Source organism: Terribacillus halophilus (assembly GCF_900101385.1).
Lineage (GTDB): Bacteria > Bacillota > Bacilli > Bacillales > Amphibacillaceae > Terribacillus > Terribacillus halophilus.
Map to the genome: position 1 here is coordinate 1 of NZ_FMZB01000012.1, position 19,485 is coordinate 19,485.

A 19,485-nucleotide genomic window follows, 5' to 3' on the forward strand; every position below is an offset into this window, starting at 1 on the left:
TTTTCTGCATAAAAAATACCCTCCAAATTGACACTTAGTTTAAGTGTACCACTTGAAGGGTGTTTTTTTATGTCCCATTTGACTAGGTTAGTCTACATGTGCTTTAGGTTTTTTATCGTTCGATAATCTTTTTGTTGGTACCAGGTCTGACCGTTGTAGCGGTCTTTGTCGCTTTTTCTCAGCCGGAACATAAACGACGTTCTTGCAGGATGATCACTTTACGGATGAATTAGGAATTAGTGTGTGTTTGAATTTGTTTATTTTTTCATCATTCTATCTAATCGGCGATAACCAGATTGCCCTCCTGGCTGATTCCGCATTTTATCCTCGGAGCGCCCATTGATTTAAAGAATGGCGGATTGCATACCAAGATGCTTTATCCAATTGCAGCTGCTTGATGCTAACGATGGGGGCAATTCGGATTGAAGGGATATGAATGGAAAGGAAGGATATATTAATGCTGACTGCCAGCATCAACCTTGGACATACAGGCTGGGATATTACAAGCTGCTTGAAAAAAATTCCAGCAAGATGAATTGAGAGTTCGTATCCAAACAAAGATGCGTATGCGCACGAGCAAAAGTCGAGTCATAGGGGTTACGGCTACCAAAGGTGACGGTGCTTGTGATACGCTTATCGGACAGACGCCCGGAGTTTGTACAGCGAGCTTATAAAAGAGCCGGATCGCCCGCATTTTCCTGATCATACCATTAAAGGAAATGGAGCCGCCCTTGCCGGGCCTTGCGAGACTCTTGGTGTTGAATCGCAAATAGCTCATCATCATGTTTTTTCCTGTCGATTATAAAAAGGAATTCACTTTGATTTTTGAGGCTTGCCCGACTTTCTATTTGTTTTTCGGCTGCAGATGAAGCGGGAAATTGCGCCTGCCGGTATGGGCAATGAATGTCCCATATCTCGGAGGAATGATTTGCCTGTAAGGTAAAGAGCTTTACAAGGAACAGCTGCTTCGCCAGCTTGAGAAAGCGGTCTTCCTGAATTGTCGGATTCGATTGTTTACCAGGAGGCCCAGTCTCCAGCCGATTTAGCTGTACTTACTCGCGCGTATCGAGGCACCATCTTTGGTTTTGGGGGGTACGACTCATCCAGGCGGCAGTGCGCCGGTGGACTCTCAAGCGGGTAATGGACAGCCAAGTAATCATAACAGGATAGCTCCAGGAGCCAGGGGGAAACAGGATGACAGAAAGATCCATACATAACCGTAAGGATGAACATATACATATTACACTGAATGAACAGGTGCAAGGAAAAGGTATTTCGACGGGGTTGGAGTATTATCGATTCGAACATCAGGCACTTCCTGAAATCAGCTTTGCATCAATCGATACTTCCACGACGTTTCTTGATAAACAGGTGAAAGTTCCTTTTCTGATCAGCAGCATGACCGGGGGGACAACGCGCGCCCATGAAATCAACCGTAATTTAGCAAGTGCGGCTGAACAAAAGGGGTGGGCATTAGGGCTTGGTTCCAGCCGAGTGGCGCTTGAGAATAAAACCGCAGCTGCAAGTTTCCAGCTGCGGGAACAAGCACCGACCATCCCAATTTTCGCAAATATCGGTGCCGTTCAGCTGAATTATGGTTACGGAGCAGAAGAATGCAGTGAAATTGTGCGTTTGACAGGCGCAGATGCCATCGTCCTGCATCTTAACAGCATGCAGGAAGTTTTTCAGGATGAAGGAGATACTGATTTCAGCGGACTTTTGATAAAAATTGCAAGAGTGGCAGATAAATTGAATGTACCGATTGGGGTGAAAGAGGTAGGTTTCGGGATTGCACCGGATACTTGCAGCCAGCTAATCGAAGCTGGTGTGCAATTCATCGATACTGCCGGGGCTGGCGGCACTTCATGGATCGAGGTGGAAAAATATCGTTCGCAGGATACGATAAAGCAAAGAGCCGCATCAGCATTCCTTGATTGGGGCATTCCGACAGTCAGAAGCATCGAGCAGCTAAGCGGCTTGCCAAAACCCCCTAAATGCTTGATTGCAAGCGGGGGGATCACCAATGGCGTGGATGCTGCCAAAGCGATTGCGTTAGGCGCTGATATGGCAGGATACGGCAGGTCAATACTTCCTGAGGCAGTAAGTTCAGCAGAAGCACTGCTTGAGCGTTTCGAGCAGCTCGAACTTGAGCTTCGGATCAGCATGTTCGGCATTGGAGCAATGAACTTGGAGGCATTAAAAAATACGGACAGGTTAATCAGGCAAAACGCCTGAAAATTAGGTTGTTGTCATAGTACATGTTCTATCTTCCTCTCATATGTTATAGGGAATCCAATACAGAAAGGGGAAAGAACATGCGAAAAAGACATTGTTGTCCAAAGATACAGCCGCAACACACTGTCCACTGCGGTACGAAGACACTTGTCGATCCCGTTATGAACAATGTACAACACACATATTCCGAAGAGGTAATAGAGCATATACACCCTGTCCACACGACAGTCGTGAACCATCATAAGGTAAAGAATGTCCATGCATATCCGCATACGACTTCTTTTGCGAATGAGCAATCGGTAGAGGAAACTCACCTCAGCCCGACTCATAACTCTCCGCCTCGTCCGAATCCATGCCATAACTGCGGGCCGATGATGCCAATGCCACAGCAAATGCCGCAGCAAGTTAGCCCGGAAATGTATCAGCCGCAGCAGCAACCTCAAATGGCACCAAAACCAAAACCGAATCAGAAAAAGTGGTATTGATAGAGCTGGCTTATGCCAGCTCTTTTATGTTTAGATAGAAACAGTAAAAGAAAAAGGAGAGCATCTCCCGGATGAAGAATTTATACATTACAGGATACAAGCACTATGAAATGGGAATCTTTAAAATGAGTGATCCGCGTGTGCATTATATCAAGCAAACCATACGGGACAAGCTGATCGGTCTGATCGAATCAGGATTGGAATGGGTACTTTTGTCCGGGCAGACAGGCGTGGAACTGTGGGCAGCTCAAATCGTGCTCGATTTGAAGGAGGAAGGATATGACATTCAGCTTGCTGTCATACCGCCTTTTGATAATCAGGATGCACGATGGTCAGAGGAATTGCAGGAAGATTACCAGGAAGTGATCATGCTTGCCGATTTCTATCAGCCCATATACGAAGGGGATTATAAAGGACCTTACCAATTCAAGGCACGCGACAAATGGATGCTGTCGAAAACCGAGGCAGCACTTGTCATGTATGATGAGAATCAGACAGGCAGTATCGATTTCTTCCTCAAAGAAGCGCGGAGCTATCAAGAAGCCCATGATTACGAGCTTTATTATATAACCGCCCTGGATTTGCAAGATACCGTTGAGCAGGCACAAATGAACGATCCATCCTATTGGGACCAGACTTGAGAAGAAAATTGACAATCCTGCTTGATTTTGAAAGAATGTACTTATATACAATCGTATAAATGAGGTGACTTGTGTATGGCATTGGCAAATATCCAACTGACACAAAAAGATATCTTTGAAAAGAATTTTAAAACCGGTATGCGCGGTTATAATCAAGATGAAGTCGACGAATACCTGGATAAGATCATCCAAGATTATGAAACATTCCAAAAAGAAATCGATCGTCTGAAAAGTGAAAACGAACGACTCAGACAGCAGCTCTCAAACGACAGTAGACCACAATCGAGATCAACGCAGCAGCCAAAGGAACAAGCAGCACCGGCCGCCCCAGCGCGAGAGGCACAGACAAACCATCAGGTGAACTATGATATCCTGAAGCGTCTTTCCAATTTGGAAAAGGCCGTTTTTGGTAAGAAATTCGCTGAGAATGATGTTTGATGCCGAACCGTCTTGACTATTGACGTCGAACCGCGTACAATAGGTTAGCAACTTAAAAATGAATGTTTGAGTAATCGCTGCAGCAATGCAGAGGAAAGTCCATGCTCACACAGGCTGAGATGCTTGTAGTGTTCGTGCTTGGCGAATTCATAAGCCAAGGTAGCAGCAATGCTAACGGCAGGCAGAACGCCTAAGTCTTCGGATATGGCCGACATGTCTTGAAAGTGCCACAGTGACGTAGTCAGCTTGGAAACTTGCTGAGTGGAACGAGGTAAACCCCGCGAGTGAGCAACCCAAATGTTGGTAGGGGCACCCTTGATTATGGGAATTCAACCTAAAAAGGGACAGGCAATGAGCTTGTAGATAGATGATTACTGCCGTTGTACGAGGCTGACCACCGCTCGCAGTGCATCGGTACAGAACATGGCTTACAGAACATTCATTTGGTCCACTGTATACAACAAACAGCCCTTTCTAACTGGTTACAGCTAGAGAGGGCTTTTTAATACATAAAAGCGAGGTTTTACATGATGAACAGGCAAGTGACCCTGATTGCCACTGCTGCGATGGGATTGGAAGCAGTCGTTGCACGCGAAGTGAAGCAGTTGGGCTATGAAGAAGTACAAGTCGATAATGGAAGGGTAGTATTCCAGGCGGATCCGTCCGCCATCGCACGCTGCAATCTATGGCTGCGGACAGCCGATCGTATCAAAGTGCTCGTCGGTGAATTCAAGGCGACGACTTTTGATGAGCTTTTTGAACAGACGAAGGCATTGCCATGGGAAACGTACATACAGGAAAATGGGGAATTCCCGGTTATCGGAAAAAGTGTCAAATCGACGCTTTATAGCGTCCCCGATTGCCAGCGTATCGTCAAAAAGGCTGTCGTGGAGCGGCTGAAACAAAAGCATGGTATTGCTTCCTGGCTGGAAGAGTCTGGTCCAAGACACCGTATCGAAGTGGCTATCTTGAAAGATACGGTAAGTCTGACATTGGACACAAGCGGCACCGGCTTGCATAAGCGCGGCTATCGCGTCGGGCAAGGCGAAGCGCCGATCAAAGAAACCCTTGCAGCCGCGATGGTGCTTTTGACGAATTGGCGTCCGGAATTCCCGCTGCATGATCCGTTCTGCGGGAGTGGTACAATTGCCATCGAAGCTGCACTGATCGGTCAGAATATCGCACCTGGATTTAACCGCGAATTTGATGCCGAGAACTGGCATTGGGTAAAATCCGACCTTTGGGAAAAGGCGCTGGAAGAAGCCGAGGATTTAGCCAATTATGATCAGGAGCTCCATATTTCCGGATCGGATATCGATCATAAAATGGTGGAAATCGCCAAAGCGAATAGTATCGAAGCAGGTCTTGGGGAATTGGTCAACTGGAGACAGATGCAGGTGGCAGATTGGAATCCGAAGCAGGATAATGGCTATATGATAACGAATCCGCCATATGGGGAAAGATTGGGAGATCGCCCTGAAGTGGAAAAGGCCTACAAAGAGCTAGGTAGCATCATGAAGGATAATCCTTCATGGAGCGGTTATATCTTAACATCCCATGAAAGTTTCGAAACATTCTATGGCAAGCAGGCAACGAAGAAACGCAAGCTTTTCAATGGTTTTATCAAAACCGATTATTATCAGTATTTCGGTAAACATATCTGAAAAAGGGAGCGGATAGTATGTCAGATGCAACACAGCAATATTGGGATTTGATCAAAGAACAAAAAGCGTATGAAGAAGCAATCGCCCTTATGCATTGGGACCTGCGGACAAAAGCTCCGAAAGCCGGTATGGAATATCGAGCTGAAGCAATCAGCTATTTATCACAGCAGTCGCATCGTCTATCCACATCTGACAAACTGAAAGAACTGATTGACGAACTGAAGCCGATCGCCAAGGATGAAATTCTGATCAAATCACTAGCTGAGAGTGAAAAAGAATACAACCGCAACAAAAAGATTCCCGAAGCAGAATTTAAAGCATATATCATGCTTCAATCCAAAGCTGAATCCGTATGGGGAGAAGCAAGGGAGAAGGGGGATTTCAGGTTGCTCCAGCCATATTTGGAGGAACTGGTCACCTATAAGAAGAAGTTCGCTTCCTACTGGAATGCGGATCAACATGCTTATGATGTTCTGTTGGATATGTATGAGCCTGGCGTGACGATGGAGACATTGGACGAAGTGTTCCCGGCATTACGCAAATCACTCACAAATTTACTTGAACAAATCAAGCAATCGGATGTGAAACCAGATACTAGTGTGCTGCAGACACATTTCTCAAAGGAACAGCAAAAAGCTTTCACTATTTCTGTCCTGAAAAAAATGGGTTATGACTTCGAAGCAGGGAGACTGGATGATACAATCCATCCGTTTGAAATCACCTTAAACCCGAAAGATGTCCGTATCACGACACGTTATGATGAGGATGACTTCCGAATGGCTGTCTTCGGTACAATCCATGAAGGCGGACATGCGCTTTATGAACAGAATATAGCGGAAAAACTGGCAGCGACTCCTTTGGCTAGCGGTACGAGCATGGGAATCCATGAATCACAATCGTTATTCTGGGAAAACTTCGTTGCCCGCAGCGAGGCTTTCTGGAAAGGGCACTTCGAGGAATTCAAGACGTATGCACCTGCTTCCTTGCAGGAAATCGATTTTGATACCTTCTACCAAGCTGTAAATGAAGTGAAAGCATCCTTCATCCGAATCGAGGCTGACGAGTTGACGTATGCTTTGCATATCATGATTCGCTATGAATTGGAGAAGGCTTTATTCAAGGATGAGATCACGGTTGCCGAGCTGCCGGCGATTTGGAACAGGAAGATGGAGGAGTATCTCGGTATTGTGCCGGAAAGTGATTCTCAAGGCGTGCTGCAGGACATTCACTGGTCCGGCGGTGATTTCGGCTATTTCCCTTCTTACGCATTAGGTTATATGTATGCGGCACAATTCCATGCGAAGATGCAGGAAACCTTGGATACAGACCGACTGATCGAACAAGGGGAATTTGCGCCGATCAAGCAGTGGCTGACAGAACAAATCCATCAATACGGGAAGGCGAAAAAACCGTTGGAACTGCTGCAGGATGTGACTGATGAAGGATTGAATGCCGATCATCTAGTATCCTATCTGACTGAGAAATACAGCAAAATCTATCAGCTATAAAAAAACGATGCAGAGTCCATCTGCATCGTTTTTCCTTTAGCTTAAAGCTGTTGCCATATTTGGTACTTGCAAGCCAGCATCTTCATAGATACCTTCTAGTTCGGACTGAAAAGCATCGAATTGCTTCTGAGCGGCATCGAAGTTTGGCTCTGTCTCAGAAGCGTCGATCGCTTTCGTCACTTCTTCGAAATAAGCTTTTAAAGAATCCAAAGATTTCGTGAATGCTTCTTTTTGCTCATCCGGAAGATTGCTTTCCAGTTTGTAATCAGCAAGTTTTGCCGCACCTTCATCTGCTGCTTTCTTAGCTGCTTCTGCAGATGTCTTGATGACATCGTCCGTGGAAGCTTCATCGGCCAGAGCAGACTGATACGCTGCAACCGGTGCGTAATTTGCACTTAAATCTGCTGTGAAATCCATTTGTGTAGCAAGAAGTTCTTTTTTGACATCGGTCGTTTCTGTTTTTTCTGAACCGCTGTCAGTTTTACTTTGTGAGTCAGCACTTGAACAACCTGTTGCGAATATGGCTACGATAGCCGTTAACGCAAGTAAGAACATGAGCTTTTTCACGCTAACATCCCCTTTCTGATTGGCTTCATTAGTTTAATGTTAATTTTTTGAATTGTAAATACTTAGTAGAAATGTTCCAACAATGGGAAAAATCTGACAAATTTAAGAAAATAGAATTTTCATGATTTTGTTGAAACCGGAAACAACAATGCTATAATTATAAACGGATTCTGATAAAGGGGTTTTGCAGTTGAAGAAACAAAGCTTAGCATATTTTCTGGATGATTTATGGGCGAAAGGATTTAAACTGACAGATGAAGACGTACAATTCATCTATTTCGGAAAAAATTATGCGAATGCGCCCGATTGGAAAGTAGTAGTTGCCCTCCAAGTCACACTTCGGTTCCAGCATGCATTTGATGGCAGTTTCTACCTTAGTGTATTGGACTTGATCGGTGAAGATGGGGTGCAGACAAAAAAACAAGCAGAAGATCTGCTTGCGAAAAAAGGGTTCCAGCTTCAATATCATTGATTCTGGCGTATGGCTTCCTTGGCAAGCTGATCTGCTGCTTTGTTTTGTTTTTCCGGTATCCATTTGATGAAGAAATAAGGAAACACTCGGCTCAACTCCATTACTTGTTCTAATAATGGCTGGAATTCTTTGTTCTTTGTATATTCCTTGTCGATTGCCTGCACGGCAGCCTGGGAATCCGAACGTAAGGAGATGATGGCTTCGGAGTGATCTTCGCGACAGATTTCCAGAGCTTTGATGATGGCCCAGAATTCAGCTTGGTGATTCGTCATCGTCCCAAGCTGTATGCTGTATGTCTTGCGCACTCCTTCTTTTATGACCACGATTCCTGCTCCGCTTACTCCTGGATTACCGCTGGTAGCACCATCGGTATATACCTCGATCAATCCGTATCCCTCCTAGTCGTTGATATTTCTGCTGTACATTCTTTTTGCTCCGTAAAGGAACGGCGTGGAGATGATGCTGACTACGAATTTCAGCACATATGTCGAAATAAAGATTTCCAACCATACGGTGCCTTCATAAGTCCCGGCGAAAGCAATTGTACAGAAGACGAGCGTATCCAGCAGCTGGCTGAGCATCGTGCTGACATTATTTCGCACCCAAAGGAATTTATCATCCGGAAGCACACGTTTGACAAGCGCGTACAGCCAGACATCGACATATTGACTGATGGCAAATGCAATCAAGCTTCCAAGTGCCACTCGGGGAATGAAACCGAATATCGTGCTGAGCGATGTTTGGGCAAAGTCACTTGGTGCCGGATTGAACAATAGGACGAACTGCATGATCACAGTCATCATGATCAAGGTAGCAAAGCCGAGACCAACAGCTTTCCTGGCAATCTTCTTACCGTAATTCTCGTTCAATATATCCGAAGCCAAGAAGATGGTACCATATATGATATTACCCATTGTTGCTGTCAATCCGAACAGCTCGATTGTCTTTGTTACTTGTATATTCGCAAGCACTGTTGCCATGCCGACCCATACGAACAATCCGAGACGTCCGAATAGCCGATACATGACCAACAGCAGGACGAAGTTTATAATGGAAAAAGCAATCCAAAGTAAATCATTATGCAATGCTGCTCCTCCTAGTGTAAATTACTTAGACAATGGAAGAGTATACGCGCTTTTCCAAGAGTATGCAACATATGGAAGGATTCTGATACAGAAAAGCGGCAATCCTGAGGATTGCCGCTTGCGCTTATATTATAGTTTTACCACGTTAGCTGCTTGAGGTCCTCTTTCTCCTTCGATTACTTCAAAGGATACTTCCTGACCTTCTTCAAGATTCTTGAAGCCTTCTTCCTGGATGGCGGAGTAATGTACAAACACATCGTTACCGTCCTCTACTTGAATGAACCCGTAACCTTTTTCAGCGTTGAACCATTTTACAATTCCGTTTGGCATATTCCTTATCCTCCTAAAAGACGTTTCACAGAAAACGCATAAGATAATACAAAAAAGACGTGCATGAATTGAAAAAGGCAGTCTGCTAGAAGGGCGGAATTACTTTAGCTCCTCTAACAAGCTGCCGACGTTCGTATTCCGCTCATCTTGTTTGCTTGTCACAAATATAGCTTATTTTGAAAAATGCGTCAAGTGGGGAAAAAGAAGGTTTTGTTGGGAAAGTAATCGCTTTCGGAATGAATTGAAAGGGTCTATCATTCCTTCTTTCTTGTCAATTTGCGACATGTTTAGTTTTTAATATCAAGGAACGGTCTTCATTGAAGGGTTGATAGGATTCCATTACAATATAATTAATCGTATTTTGTCGGAAGGAGGCAGGCGATTGACCATTCAAATAGGCGTGACCGGATGGGGTGATCATGACAAGCTTTATCCAGATGCGAAAGCGAGACAGCAGAAACTAAAGACATATGCGACGCATTTTGAAGTGGTGGAGGTGGATGCTTCCTTTTACGCCATTCAACCAATCAGCAATTATACGAAGTGGGTCGAAGAGACTCCCGAACATTTTTCATTCATCATTAAAGCACATCAGGATATGACAGGCCAAAGCCGCCGGAAAATGACACGTTCTGAAGCTGCTTCCTTGTTTGAACAATTTTTAGCATCGATTCAGCCTGTTGTCGAGGCTGGTAAGCTTGCTGCAATCTTATTTCAGTTTCCTCCTTGGTTCCAGGTAGAGAAGGCGAGCATTGATCGATTGCGTTATATACGTGAGCTGACAAAGGGATTGCCGGTAGCGATAGAATTCCGTCAGCAGTCTTGGTATGCAGAGGAGTACCGGGAAAGGACGCTCAGTTTGCTGCGTGAGCTGGAATTCATACATACAGTTTGCGATGAACCACAAGCAGGAAGCGGCTCTGTCCCTGTTGTGCCAGTGGCGACATATGATCAGTTGACACTTGTCCGATTCCACGGCCGCAATGTTCATGGGTGGAATCAAAATGGGCGGGAGGATTGGCGCAAAGTGCGCTTTCTTTACCGATACAATCAGACAGAACTCATGGAATGGCGAAAGCTGGCACTTGCGTTGGAGCAATCCAGCAATCGTGTCATTCTGCTATTCAACAATAATTCCGGCGGTGATGCCAGTGACAATGCCAAGGATATGATGCAGCTCCTCGGACAAAAGCTGCCGGATCCGCCGCCGGAACAACTGAATCTATTTGATTAGAAAGGGCGATGAACGATGGAACAGACGAAACAACTGGAAGAGATGGAGCGTTATGTCTACACCATCTTCCGCAAAGATGCGACAGGGCATGATTTCTATCATATGAAACGGGTAGCCAAGATGGGGAGGAAAATCGCGTTCGCAGAAGGGGCAGACCCATTTCTGACAGAAGCAATCGGCTGGATGCATGATATCGGGGATCATAAGCTGTTTGATGAGCCTGCAGATGCTGTGGCCGAGGCTCAAGGCTTCCTTCGCCGTATCGGATTGGAAGAAGACGTCATACAAGAAATATTTTTGGCTTGCCGGAATATTTCATTCAGTAAAGGACGCATGCCGGATTCACTGGAAGGAAAGATCATCCAGGATGCAGACCGTTTGGATGCAATCGGCGCCATCGGAATCGCTCGTACGTTCGCTTTCGGCGGAGCAGCCAGCCGTCTCATCCACTGGCCAAATGACCCCAAGCATTCGAGCGTCCAGCATTTTTATGATAAACTATTGAAATTGAAAGAAACACTGCATACGAAAACAGCCGTACATATGGCTGCATCCAGGCATGCCTTCATGCAGGACTTCTTGGATCAGTTCTTTGCAGAATGGGATATGCCGTGTGATGATATACGATAAAGGAATGATATTTATATGAAAACTTCTGAACAAGCCTATCTGGATTTATGCAGATACGTTTTGGAAAATGGCACGAAGAAAGAAGACCGTACAGGTACGGGCACAACCTCTGTTTTTGGCTATCAGATGCGTTTTGATCTTCAGCAAGGCTTTCCATTGCTGACAACAAAACGTGTTCCATTCCGGCTGATTGCAAGTGAACTGCTCTGGTTCCTCAAAGGAGATACGAATATCCGATATTTGTTGGAGCATAACAATAACATTTGGAATGAATGGGCTTTTAAAAACTGGGTGGAAAGTGATGTGTATGACGGGCCGGATATGACCGACTTCGGACGCCGCTCCTTGCAGAATGAGGATTTTCGGGACGTATATGAAACACAGATGGAAAAATTCAAGCAGCTGGTCCTTGCCGATGATGCATTCAGCGAACGCTTCGGCCATCTTGGCGATGTTTATGGCAAACAGTGGCGAAACTGGAAGACGACAAAAGGAGAAAGCATCGATCAATTGCAAGATGTAATTGAAACGATCAAGAAAAATCCTGATTCCAGAAGATTGATAGTTTCCGCATGGAACCCGGAAGATGTCCCGACGATGGCGCTTCCGCCATGCCATACGATGTTTCAGTTCTATGTGGCCGACAATAAGCTTTCTTGCCAGCTGTATCAACGCAGCGGAGATATCTTCCTCGGCATCCCATTCAATATTGCCAGCTACAGTTTGCTCACCCATCTCATTGCCAAGGAATGCGGATTGGAAGTCGGGGAATTCATCCATACGATCGGTGATGCCCACTTGTATTTGAATCATCTTGAACAAGTGGAAGTGCAGCTGAGCCGAACACCGAAAGCATTGCCATCCTTGGCAATCAAAGATAGCTTCAGCTCGGTTTTTGATGCATCGATGGAGGATTTGGAAATCATCGGATACGAACCGCATCCGGCAATAAAGGCACCTGTTGCCGTTTAAGGAGGATCAGTATGATTTCACTATTATTCGCAATGGATCAAAACCGTGGTATCGGATATGAAAATGACATGCCATGGCATCTTCCGCGTGACTTGCGATTTTTCAAAGAGAAGACGACCAACCAAATCATCGTAATGGGCAGAAAGACACTCGATTCGATGAACGGAGCATTGCCGAATCGGGACAACGTCGTCCTTACGAGGGATAAAGCGTTTCAAGCAAAAGATGTCACTGTCTTGCATAGCGTGGAAGAAGTGAAGGAATTAGCGGACAAGCATGCGGAGCAAGAAATTTTCATCATCGGTGGAAGTGAGCTATTTTCGCAGACATTGAATATTGCTGATCGTATTTATATGACGTATATAGAAGAAAGCTTCCCTGCAGATCGTTTTTTCCCTGACTTTCCTTTGGAAGAATGGCAGGAAACAAAAAGGGAAAAAGGGACGAAGGATGAGAAGAATCCCTATGATTATTACTTCATCCAATATGATCGGGTGACAAACTGAATGTTGTATGTATTCTTGCCTCCTGCTTGCTTTTTCCTGTTGATCGCATGGACAATCTATTTCCCGGTTTGGAGTAAAAGCGATGCAGTGCAGAAAGAGGGTGAATGAATGCGGTCTTTTTACCATTTTATGATGACATATCGGGGTCGAAAAAAGCCCACGGATGAAAGCAAACTTGCTGACTGGATGTTTGCAGATCATAATTTCCCGAAACATAGCGCATCTTATGATGAAATCAGTGAATACTTGGAATGGAATAGTCCTTTCCATGGAGCATTGCAGGTTTTTGACCGGCTATGGCGGACATATGAAACAATGTAATAAATGAATGGTATGCCTGTATCACTAGATGCAGGCATTTTTTATGGGATCTTTAGGTAAAATTTTGTCAAATGTCATTGAAAGTTCAGATATTTATTTATACTATGGAAATATCGCTAGGTGGTGGTATACGATTATGGAATCCATTGGGTTTGCTTTAGTGAGTATCTTCTTAGCTTATCTGTTTGGCTCGCTTAATGCGGCCTACTATATGATGAAATGGAAGCATGGAACAGATATCCGTACGACTGGAAGCGGGAATGCCGGTGCAACAAATGCAGGCAGGGCAATGGGCAAGAAGGGGTTCCTTCTGGTGCTTCTGTTTGATTTAGCCAAAGGAATGCTTGCTGTTTTGTTTGTTCGATATAGCGGTCAGGCTGAACTTATTGAGGGTCTGAGTGTCATTGCAGCAGTATTGGGTCATATTTTCCCGGCTCAGCTCCGTTTCAAGGGGGGAAAAGGAATCGCTGTGTCTCTCGGGGCACTTGTCATCTTTTCCTATCAAGCAACTTTCCTGCTGCTTGCTATATTTCTATGCATCTATCTTTTCTTGAGAAGGTTCAGCATCTCCGGGCTGCTCGCTTATGGCTGTACAGCCGTCCTGCTTCCGCTTTTACGTTTTGATCTGCTGACAATCGCTGTTTACGTTGTAGTGACTGTCTTTATCTTGGCAGCCCACCATACACATTTGAAAGCTGCCTGGAGCTATTTGCTATTACGTAACGAAAGGTGACATACGATGAATTCGACACAATTACATTATAAAATTGCAACAGAACCATGGGAGTTCGAACAAATACACGCCCTCAACTACCGGACGTTTACGGAGGAAATCCCACAGTACGAAGCCAATCGGGAACGTAAGAGAATCGATCGATTCAATGAGGAAAATACATATATAATCGGTATTGATAAAGAGAAGGTAGTTGCCATGATCGCTATCCGTTCTGTCAGGCCATTTTCATTAGATGATAAATTGGACGACTTGGATAGCTACCTGCCTCCCCATACGGCTAAATGCGAAATAAGATTGCTAGCCGTAGAGCAAGCATATCGGGATAGCTTTGTATTCTTCAGGCTGGCTGAAGCCCTTATTGATTACTGTTTGAAAAATGGTTTTGATATGGCTGTGATTTCCGGCATCTTACGCCAGCAGAAATTATATAAGCATATGGGATTCGTTCCATTTGGACCATTGAATGGTTCCGGGGTTGCGCAGTACCAGCCGATGTATGTGACCGAGCCGTTGTTTCAGAAGAAAGCACGTGCCTTTGAACGTATACTCCTGAACAGGCAAGAGCCGAGCAGTTTTTTGCCCGGACCCGTTCCAATGGCAGAGCAAGTGAAAAAGGCAATGGGAGAGACGGCAGGTTCCCATCGTGCACCAGCTTTTCTTGATCAGCTTGATCAGCTTCGCGGAAGATTGAGAAGTCTGACCCATGCAGCTCATGTCCAGATTCTGCTCGGCTCTGGTACTTTAGGAAACGATGCGGTGGCAGCGCAGTTGCGAAATCTTGATCAATATGGTCTCATCCTTGTGAATGGCGAGTTTGGTTCCCGGCTGACCGATCATGCCAGGAGGGCAGGTCTGCGCTTTGCCACATTGGAAATCCCTTGGGGAGAAAGCTTCGATTATGAACATGTACTGACTGAAGCCAAAGCAAATGATGCTGCTTGGATTTGGGCAGTCCATTCGGAAACTTCCACCGGTGTGCTGCAAGACATGGACCGGCTGAAATACATAGCAAACAAGACTGACAGCAAACTGATTCTGGACTGCTGCAGTTCCCTTGGCAATGTACCAATCGATTTACAGGGCGTTTATATGGCAACCGCAGGCAGCGGGAAAGGATTGGCTTCTTACGCCGGTTTAGCTTTCGTCTTTTACCATCATCCAATCCCGATCTCGGATAATATCCCGCGCTATTTGGATTTGGGCCTTTACCATGCATATGGCAGTGCGCCATTCACGCACTCTTCCAACTTGATAAGCGCGTTATCGGCAGCAATCGAACAATGGGAAGATAAACAACTGCTAAAGCGGGTTCGGGAATTGACAGATAAACTAGTCACATTATGTAGGCTGAAAGGGCTGACACTCTTGACAGAATCGGCATATACACCTGGCATTGTCACGATTGTGGTGCCTAGAGAGCTTCGTGCGGACATCGTCGGCAGGGAAGTTGCCCGAAAAGGCTATTTGATCAGCTGCAATAGCAGTTACCTTATTGAACGCAATTGGGTGCAAATTTCCGTCATGGGGCATCACCAGGAGAAGGATTTGGAAGGCGTTACCGATACACTTTCCACTCTGATTCGAAAGAAGGAAACATTCGTTTGATGAATCTTTTAACCACCGCTAAAGGATTCTGTTCGATTGGAGCAGTTCTCCTATTGAGTAAAATGTATCTTATTTGCATCATCTATTTCGATTTACCATTATATGAGCCATTCGATTACATTCAATTGTTCCTGTCCTGTATGTCGTCGATCGCAATTTTATCGTTATTGCTGTATTTGTTTACGAAGAAATTGCGTGCCGGTGCATTCTTGCTTTTACATATTATTTTGACCGGGATCTTGTATGGCAATTTATTATATTTTCGCTTTTATATCGACTTTGTCACACTGCCGATTCTATTCCAATTCAAGAACGTTGGCGGTCTTAGCCAGAGCACGGCTGAGTTGATGGATCCACTCGATCTGATTCTATTCGTTGATACAGTGATCCTGCTTGTGTGGTGGATTCTCAAAAGACCAAAACCAATCTCTTTCAAGGGGAAGCATAAAGGGATATTTGCAAGCCTCACCGCTCTGCTTATCGGAATCAATATTGGCATCTCCCATATCGGAGCCGGAGATCAGCATGATGGCAGCTATAACCGATCGGCGATGGTCAGTACGCTCGGACCGGTTTACTATCATGGATATGATATTTATCAAACGGTGCGAGCTGAGCTCAGCAGTACGTTTGCGACAAAACAGGATTATGAGAAGGCTGCTGCTTATCTGGATTCTGCCGATACGGATATCACGTCACAGTACTTTGGTGTGGCTAAAGGAAAGAACGTCATCCTGGTAAACTTGGAATCGACGCAGCAATTTGTCATTGGCAGAAAAGTGAAGGGGGAGGAAATCACTCCCTTCATGAACAGCTTGATTGAGGACAGTTTTTATTTTGACCAGATCTACCATCAGACAGCACAAGGGAAGACATCGGATGCTGAATTCATGTTCGATCAATCCTTTTACCCGCTTGCCAGTGGTTCCGTATACGTGAGACGGCCGGAAAACGAATATATCGCCATGCCGGAAATCCTGGCAAAGTCCGGTTATCAGAGTGCTTCTTTCCACGGCAATGTCGGCAGTTTTTGGAATAGGGAAAAAGCGTATGACGCTTTCGGCTATGATAGATTCTTCTCCAAGGATGCTTATCAAGTATCGGATGAGAATTCGGTTAATTACGGCATCAAGGATGAAGCTTTCCTCAATCAGTCCATGCCTTATCTCGAGGATTTGAAGCAGCCATTTTACAGCAAGTTCCTGCTGCTTACGAATCATTTCCCATTCCTGTTGGATGAAGAGGATGTGTTATTGGACGAGGCAGACACGGGGCTGGAGGTTGTAGATCGTTATTTCCAGACAGTTCGTTACGAGGATGAAGCACTTAAGGAATTCTTCTCCGAATTGAAACGCTCTGGATTATATGAGAATTCCATCATTGTGCTCATAGGCGATCATTATGGAATCTCCGAAAACTATTATGATGGTATTGCGTCTTACTTGGATGAGGATCTGTCCGTACCACAGGAACTCGATTTACAGCAGGTACCATTGATCATCCATGTACCTGGCCAGGAGGGGGAAACTTTCCATAGTCCCGGTGGACAAATCGATATTCAGCCTACAATCCTGCATCTGCTCGGTGTGGATACAGCGGACTACCCGAATTTCGGTCAAGATTTGCTTGCACTGGAGCGCGATCCTTTCGTTGTCTTCCGTGACGGCGATTTCGTAACAGAAGAAGTCATCTATACAGCCCAGCTTTGCTATGATAAAGCATCTACTAAGCAAACAAACATGAACAGATGCTCACCATATTTTGAGAAACGGAATAAAGAACTTTATTATTCAGACGCCATCTTGAATGGTGATCTGCTCCGTTTCGCTGATTGAATGCAATCCGGTCTCGTCAAGGGCCGGATTTTTTTTAGTGTAATTATATATCAATAGAGTGTAGGAGACTGATAAATCATAGTTAAGAGCGTCTCATAAGACTTGTCTCAAAAATGAGGTGATATTTTGCGAAAAATCGGTTTTATACGTGTCAGTTCAACTAGCCAGAATCCTTCAAGGCAATTTCAGTAACTGAACAAAATCGGAATGGATATGATTTTTGGAGAAAAAGTTTCCGGACCAACAAAAGATCGTTAAAGGTCGGTTAAAGAAGTACCATAAAAATCATGTAGGAATGAATTATGCAGTAAAGCTTTATAAAGAGGGAGATATGACTGTAAATCAAATTTGTGAAATTACAAATGTGTCTAGGGCCTCATTATTTAGAAAGCTATCGGAAAGGAACAGTTGATGAGTTATACCAAAAATCGGAAATATAAGAAAATAAATTTCATATAGAGGTGGAATTATATGCCTAAAATTGACAATATGTTAGCAATTCTATGGATGCTTCGTTCAGGTGAAAAAGTTACTGCAAAACAAATTTCAGAAAAGTTAGAGATGAATATAAGGACTGTGTATCGTTATATTGATACAATTTCAACAAGTGGCGTACCTATAATTTCAGAACCAGGACATAACGGTGGATACACTTTATTGAACAATTTTATTGAGGCTCCTCTTTTTTTTGATTTTGAGGAGCAAACTTCTCTATTTCATGCTGCTGTTTTTGCAGAAGAAGCCGGATATTATGGAGGTGAAGCACTAAATAGGGCCATTTCAAAACTAAGTAAATACTCAAATCAAGAGCAGGAAACAAAGATAAACAAACATTTAACTAGTCTTGAAGTAATAAGTCGATTAAGTTCACTCTCCATGGAACCTTTTTTGAAGGAGTTGGAGCAGGCCGTAGCTGACGGGTACTCAGTAAAAATTCTTTACCATAAAAGTGGCGAAAAGCAATTAATTTATAGATTGGTCGATCCGTACAGAATAATCTATTGGAATAATAAGTGGTATGTGATTGGGTTTTGTCATCTTAGGAATGACATCCGTAGTTTTAGAATAGATCGAATGGAAAGTCTAATGCTAACCGAAAATAAGTTTAACCGGCCAGAAAATTTTTCAGCACGTGACTTTTTTATAAAAAGTCTTCTTCCAACTACAGAAGATAAGGAAGGGATTATTTCTTTGGTTATTAGTGGAGATAAAAGTGTGTTGGCTGATATTTGCCAACATTGGTTTTTAGGACATTATTTACAAGAACGGACTTCAAATCAAGCAGTTTTTCTTCTTGAAAAAGATATGATACATACATATGTACCTTATTTACTTTTACCGTACAATAAATCTATTAAAGTTATTGAGCCAATAAGTCTTAAGAAAAGACTTATTGAAGTTTTGTCGGAATTAATAAAATTTCATCAAGTATGAGAACTCCCCTGACATTAACTGTCAGGGGAGTTCTATTATAATAGCTATATCAATTGTGATTGGAGTGTGATTGGATGCAAACAAAAAAAGTTTTTCTATATGTATTTCATACAATGTCGGACTGGGAATATGGATATTTAATTGCTGAACTTAACTCAGGAAGATATTTCAAAAAAGATTTAGCACCTCTACAAGTAATTACAGTAGGAGTTAATAAAGAAATGATTACTACTATGGGAGGACTGAACATAAAACCAGATATTTCCGTTGATGAATGTACTCTTGAGAGTAAAGATCTTTTAATTTTACCAGGAGGGACTACTTGGAGTGAAGAAATTCATCAACCTATCTTGGAAAGAATTGGCCAAGCTTTAAAGCTTGGCACTATTGTTGCTGCAATTTGTGGTGCAACTGAGGGCCTCGCGAATATGGGATACTTAGATACTAGAAAGCATACGAGTAATAACTTAGAATATACTAAAATGCTATGCCCCAACTATAAAGGAGAAAAGTTCTATGAGTTGGGATCCGCGGTATCTGATGCGAATTTAGTTACTGCATCAGGAATAGCTCCTTTGGAATTTGCAATGGAGGTACTGAAAAAAATAGATGTATTTACACCAGATGCATTACATTCATGGTATAACCTAAATAAGACTCATAAACCTGAATACTTCTTCCAGTTAATGAATTCAATAAATGAATGAAGTAACTGAAAAGCTCAATTTCTCTATTTTGATTTGTAGAGAAGTTGGGCTTTTTAATTTGGAATTTCCTTGTCATTGTA

General features: G+C 43.8%; 21 protein-coding genes, 1 other RNA gene and 1 pseudogene. 19 read left to right on the top strand and 4 right to left on the bottom strand.

Going from position 1 to position 19,485, the window contains the following annotated elements; genetic code table 11:
* Window positions 1–1,194: 1,194 nt before the first annotated feature.
* From fni to BLQ53_RS16385, 7 genes are all read left to right on the top strand, one after another.
* Window positions 1,195–2,235, top strand: coding sequence for a type 2 isopentenyl-diphosphate Delta-isomerase (gene fni / locus BLQ53_RS16355; protein WP_093728389.1), 1,041 nt, complete (start codon window positions 1,195–1,197; stop codon window positions 2,233–2,235).
* 80 nt (window positions 2,236–2,315) lie between these two features.
* On the top strand, window positions 2,316–2,720 hold the full coding sequence (locus BLQ53_RS16360; RefSeq protein WP_170829741.1) for a CotD family spore coat protein: 405 nt from the start codon (window positions 2,316–2,318) through the stop codon (window positions 2,718–2,720).
* A gap of 71 nt (window positions 2,721–2,791) precedes the next feature.
* Window positions 2,792–3,361, top strand: a complete 570-nt coding sequence (locus tag BLQ53_RS16365) for an SLOG family protein (protein WP_093728391.1) — start codon at window positions 2,792–2,794, stop codon at window positions 3,359–3,361.
* A gap of 75 nt (window positions 3,362–3,436) precedes the next feature.
* Window positions 3,437–3,799: a cell division regulator GpsB gene (gpsB, locus tag BLQ53_RS16370; RefSeq protein WP_093728392.1), complete on the top strand. Its 363-nt coding sequence runs from the start codon at window positions 3,437–3,439 to the stop codon at window positions 3,797–3,799.
* A 62-nt stretch (window positions 3,800–3,861) separates the two neighbouring features.
* Window positions 3,862–4,235, top strand: an RNA gene (gene rnpB, locus BLQ53_RS16375) — RNase P RNA component class B.
* Between the two features lie 94 nt (window positions 4,236–4,329).
* On the top strand, window positions 4,330–5,463 hold the full coding sequence (locus BLQ53_RS16380; RefSeq protein ID WP_093728457.1) for a THUMP domain-containing class I SAM-dependent RNA methyltransferase: 1,134 nt from the start codon (window positions 4,330–4,332) through the stop codon (window positions 5,461–5,463).
* A gap of 17 nt (window positions 5,464–5,480) precedes the next feature.
* Window positions 5,481–6,971 carry a carboxypeptidase M32 gene (locus tag BLQ53_RS16385; protein ID WP_093728393.1) on the top strand — a complete coding sequence of 497 codons (1,491 nt, stop codon included), beginning with the start codon at window positions 5,481–5,483 and terminating at the stop codon, window positions 6,969–6,971.
* Window positions 6,972–7,007: 36 nt separating this feature from the next.
* Here BLQ53_RS16385 and BLQ53_RS16390 read toward each other — a convergent pair whose 3' ends face one another.
* Window positions 7,008–7,538 (bottom strand): hypothetical protein, encoded by a 531-nt coding sequence (locus tag BLQ53_RS16390; RefSeq protein ID WP_093728394.1) that lies wholly within the window; start codon window positions 7,536–7,538, stop codon window positions 7,008–7,010.
* 190 nt (window positions 7,539–7,728) lie between these two features.
* Between BLQ53_RS16390 and BLQ53_RS16395 the strand changes: the two genes are divergently transcribed.
* On the top strand, window positions 7,729–8,010 hold the full coding sequence (locus tag BLQ53_RS16395; RefSeq protein ID WP_093728395.1) for a DUF6123 family protein: 282 nt from the start codon (window positions 7,729–7,731) through the stop codon (window positions 8,008–8,010).
* Here BLQ53_RS16395 and BLQ53_RS16400 read toward each other — a convergent pair.
* The 3 genes from BLQ53_RS16400 to BLQ53_RS16410 all read right to left on the bottom strand — a co-directional run bounded on the left by BLQ53_RS16400 (window position 8,004) and on the right by BLQ53_RS16410 (window position 9,425).
* Window positions 8,004–8,396 (bottom strand): ribonuclease HI family protein, encoded by a 393-nt coding sequence (locus BLQ53_RS16400; protein WP_093728396.1) that lies wholly within the window; start codon window positions 8,394–8,396, stop codon window positions 8,004–8,006. The two genes, BLQ53_RS16395 and BLQ53_RS16400, sit on opposite strands and share 7 nt — an antisense overlap.
* A gap of 12 nt (window positions 8,397–8,408) precedes the next feature.
* The gene (locus BLQ53_RS16405) at window positions 8,409–9,095 is read right to left on the bottom strand and encodes a queuosine precursor transporter (protein WP_093728397.1); all 687 of its coding nucleotides are present in this window, start codon (window positions 9,093–9,095) and stop codon (window positions 8,409–8,411) included.
* Between the two features lie 129 nt (window positions 9,096–9,224).
* Window positions 9,225–9,425, bottom strand: coding sequence for a cold-shock protein (locus tag BLQ53_RS16410; protein ID WP_093728398.1), 201 nt, complete (start codon window positions 9,423–9,425; stop codon window positions 9,225–9,227).
* A 382-nt stretch (window positions 9,426–9,807) separates the two neighbouring features.
* Between BLQ53_RS16410 and BLQ53_RS16415 the strand changes: the two genes are divergently transcribed.
* From BLQ53_RS16415 to BLQ53_RS16465, 11 genes and pseudogenes are all read left to right on the top strand, one after another.
* A complete protein-coding gene (locus tag BLQ53_RS16415) occupies window positions 9,808–10,659 on the top strand; it encodes a DUF72 domain-containing protein (protein ID WP_093728399.1) in 852 nt (283 codons plus the stop codon).
* A gap of 15 nt (window positions 10,660–10,674) precedes the next feature.
* Window positions 10,675–11,289: an HD domain-containing protein gene (locus BLQ53_RS16420; RefSeq protein WP_093728400.1), complete on the top strand. Its 615-nt coding sequence runs from the start codon at window positions 10,675–10,677 to the stop codon at window positions 11,287–11,289.
* Between the two features lie 15 nt (window positions 11,290–11,304).
* Entirely contained in the window at window positions 11,305–12,261 is a 957-nt protein-coding gene (locus BLQ53_RS16425) for a thymidylate synthase (RefSeq protein ID WP_093728401.1), read from the top strand.
* A gap of 11 nt (window positions 12,262–12,272) precedes the next feature.
* Window positions 12,273–12,767, top strand: coding sequence for a dihydrofolate reductase (locus BLQ53_RS16430; RefSeq protein ID WP_093728402.1), 495 nt, complete (start codon window positions 12,273–12,275; stop codon window positions 12,765–12,767).
* Window positions 12,768–12,875: 108 nt separating this feature from the next.
* Complete coding sequence (locus tag BLQ53_RS16435) at window positions 12,876–13,088, top strand: YozE family protein (protein WP_093728403.1); 213 nt, start codon at window positions 12,876–12,878, stop codon at window positions 13,086–13,088.
* A gap of 136 nt (window positions 13,089–13,224) precedes the next feature.
* Window positions 13,225–13,821 (top strand): glycerol-3-phosphate 1-O-acyltransferase PlsY, encoded by a 597-nt coding sequence (gene plsY / locus BLQ53_RS16440; protein ID WP_170829742.1) that lies wholly within the window; start codon window positions 13,225–13,227, stop codon window positions 13,819–13,821.
* 6 nt (window positions 13,822–13,827) lie between these two features.
* Window positions 13,828–15,429 (top strand): aminotransferase class V-fold PLP-dependent enzyme, encoded by a 1,602-nt coding sequence (locus BLQ53_RS16445; RefSeq protein ID WP_093728405.1) that lies wholly within the window; start codon window positions 13,828–13,830, stop codon window positions 15,427–15,429.
* Complete coding sequence (locus tag BLQ53_RS16450) at window positions 15,429–17,264, top strand: LTA synthase family protein (protein ID WP_093728406.1); 1,836 nt, start codon at window positions 15,429–15,431, stop codon at window positions 17,262–17,264. Before BLQ53_RS16445 ends, BLQ53_RS16450 begins: the two co-directional genes overlap by 1 nt.
* Window positions 17,265–17,390: 126 nt before the next feature.
* A pseudogene (locus tag BLQ53_RS16455) lies at window positions 17,391–17,676 on the top strand (helix-turn-helix domain-containing protein).
* A gap of 59 nt (window positions 17,677–17,735) precedes the next feature.
* Window positions 17,736–18,698: a helix-turn-helix transcriptional regulator gene (locus BLQ53_RS16460; protein ID WP_093728407.1), complete on the top strand. Its 963-nt coding sequence runs from the start codon at window positions 17,736–17,738 to the stop codon at window positions 18,696–18,698.
* A 74-nt stretch (window positions 18,699–18,772) separates the two neighbouring features.
* Window positions 18,773–19,405 (top strand): type 1 glutamine amidotransferase family protein, encoded by a 633-nt coding sequence (locus BLQ53_RS16465; RefSeq protein WP_093728408.1) that lies wholly within the window; start codon window positions 18,773–18,775, stop codon window positions 19,403–19,405.
* The last annotated feature ends 80 nt before the right edge of the window (window positions 19,406–19,485 follow it).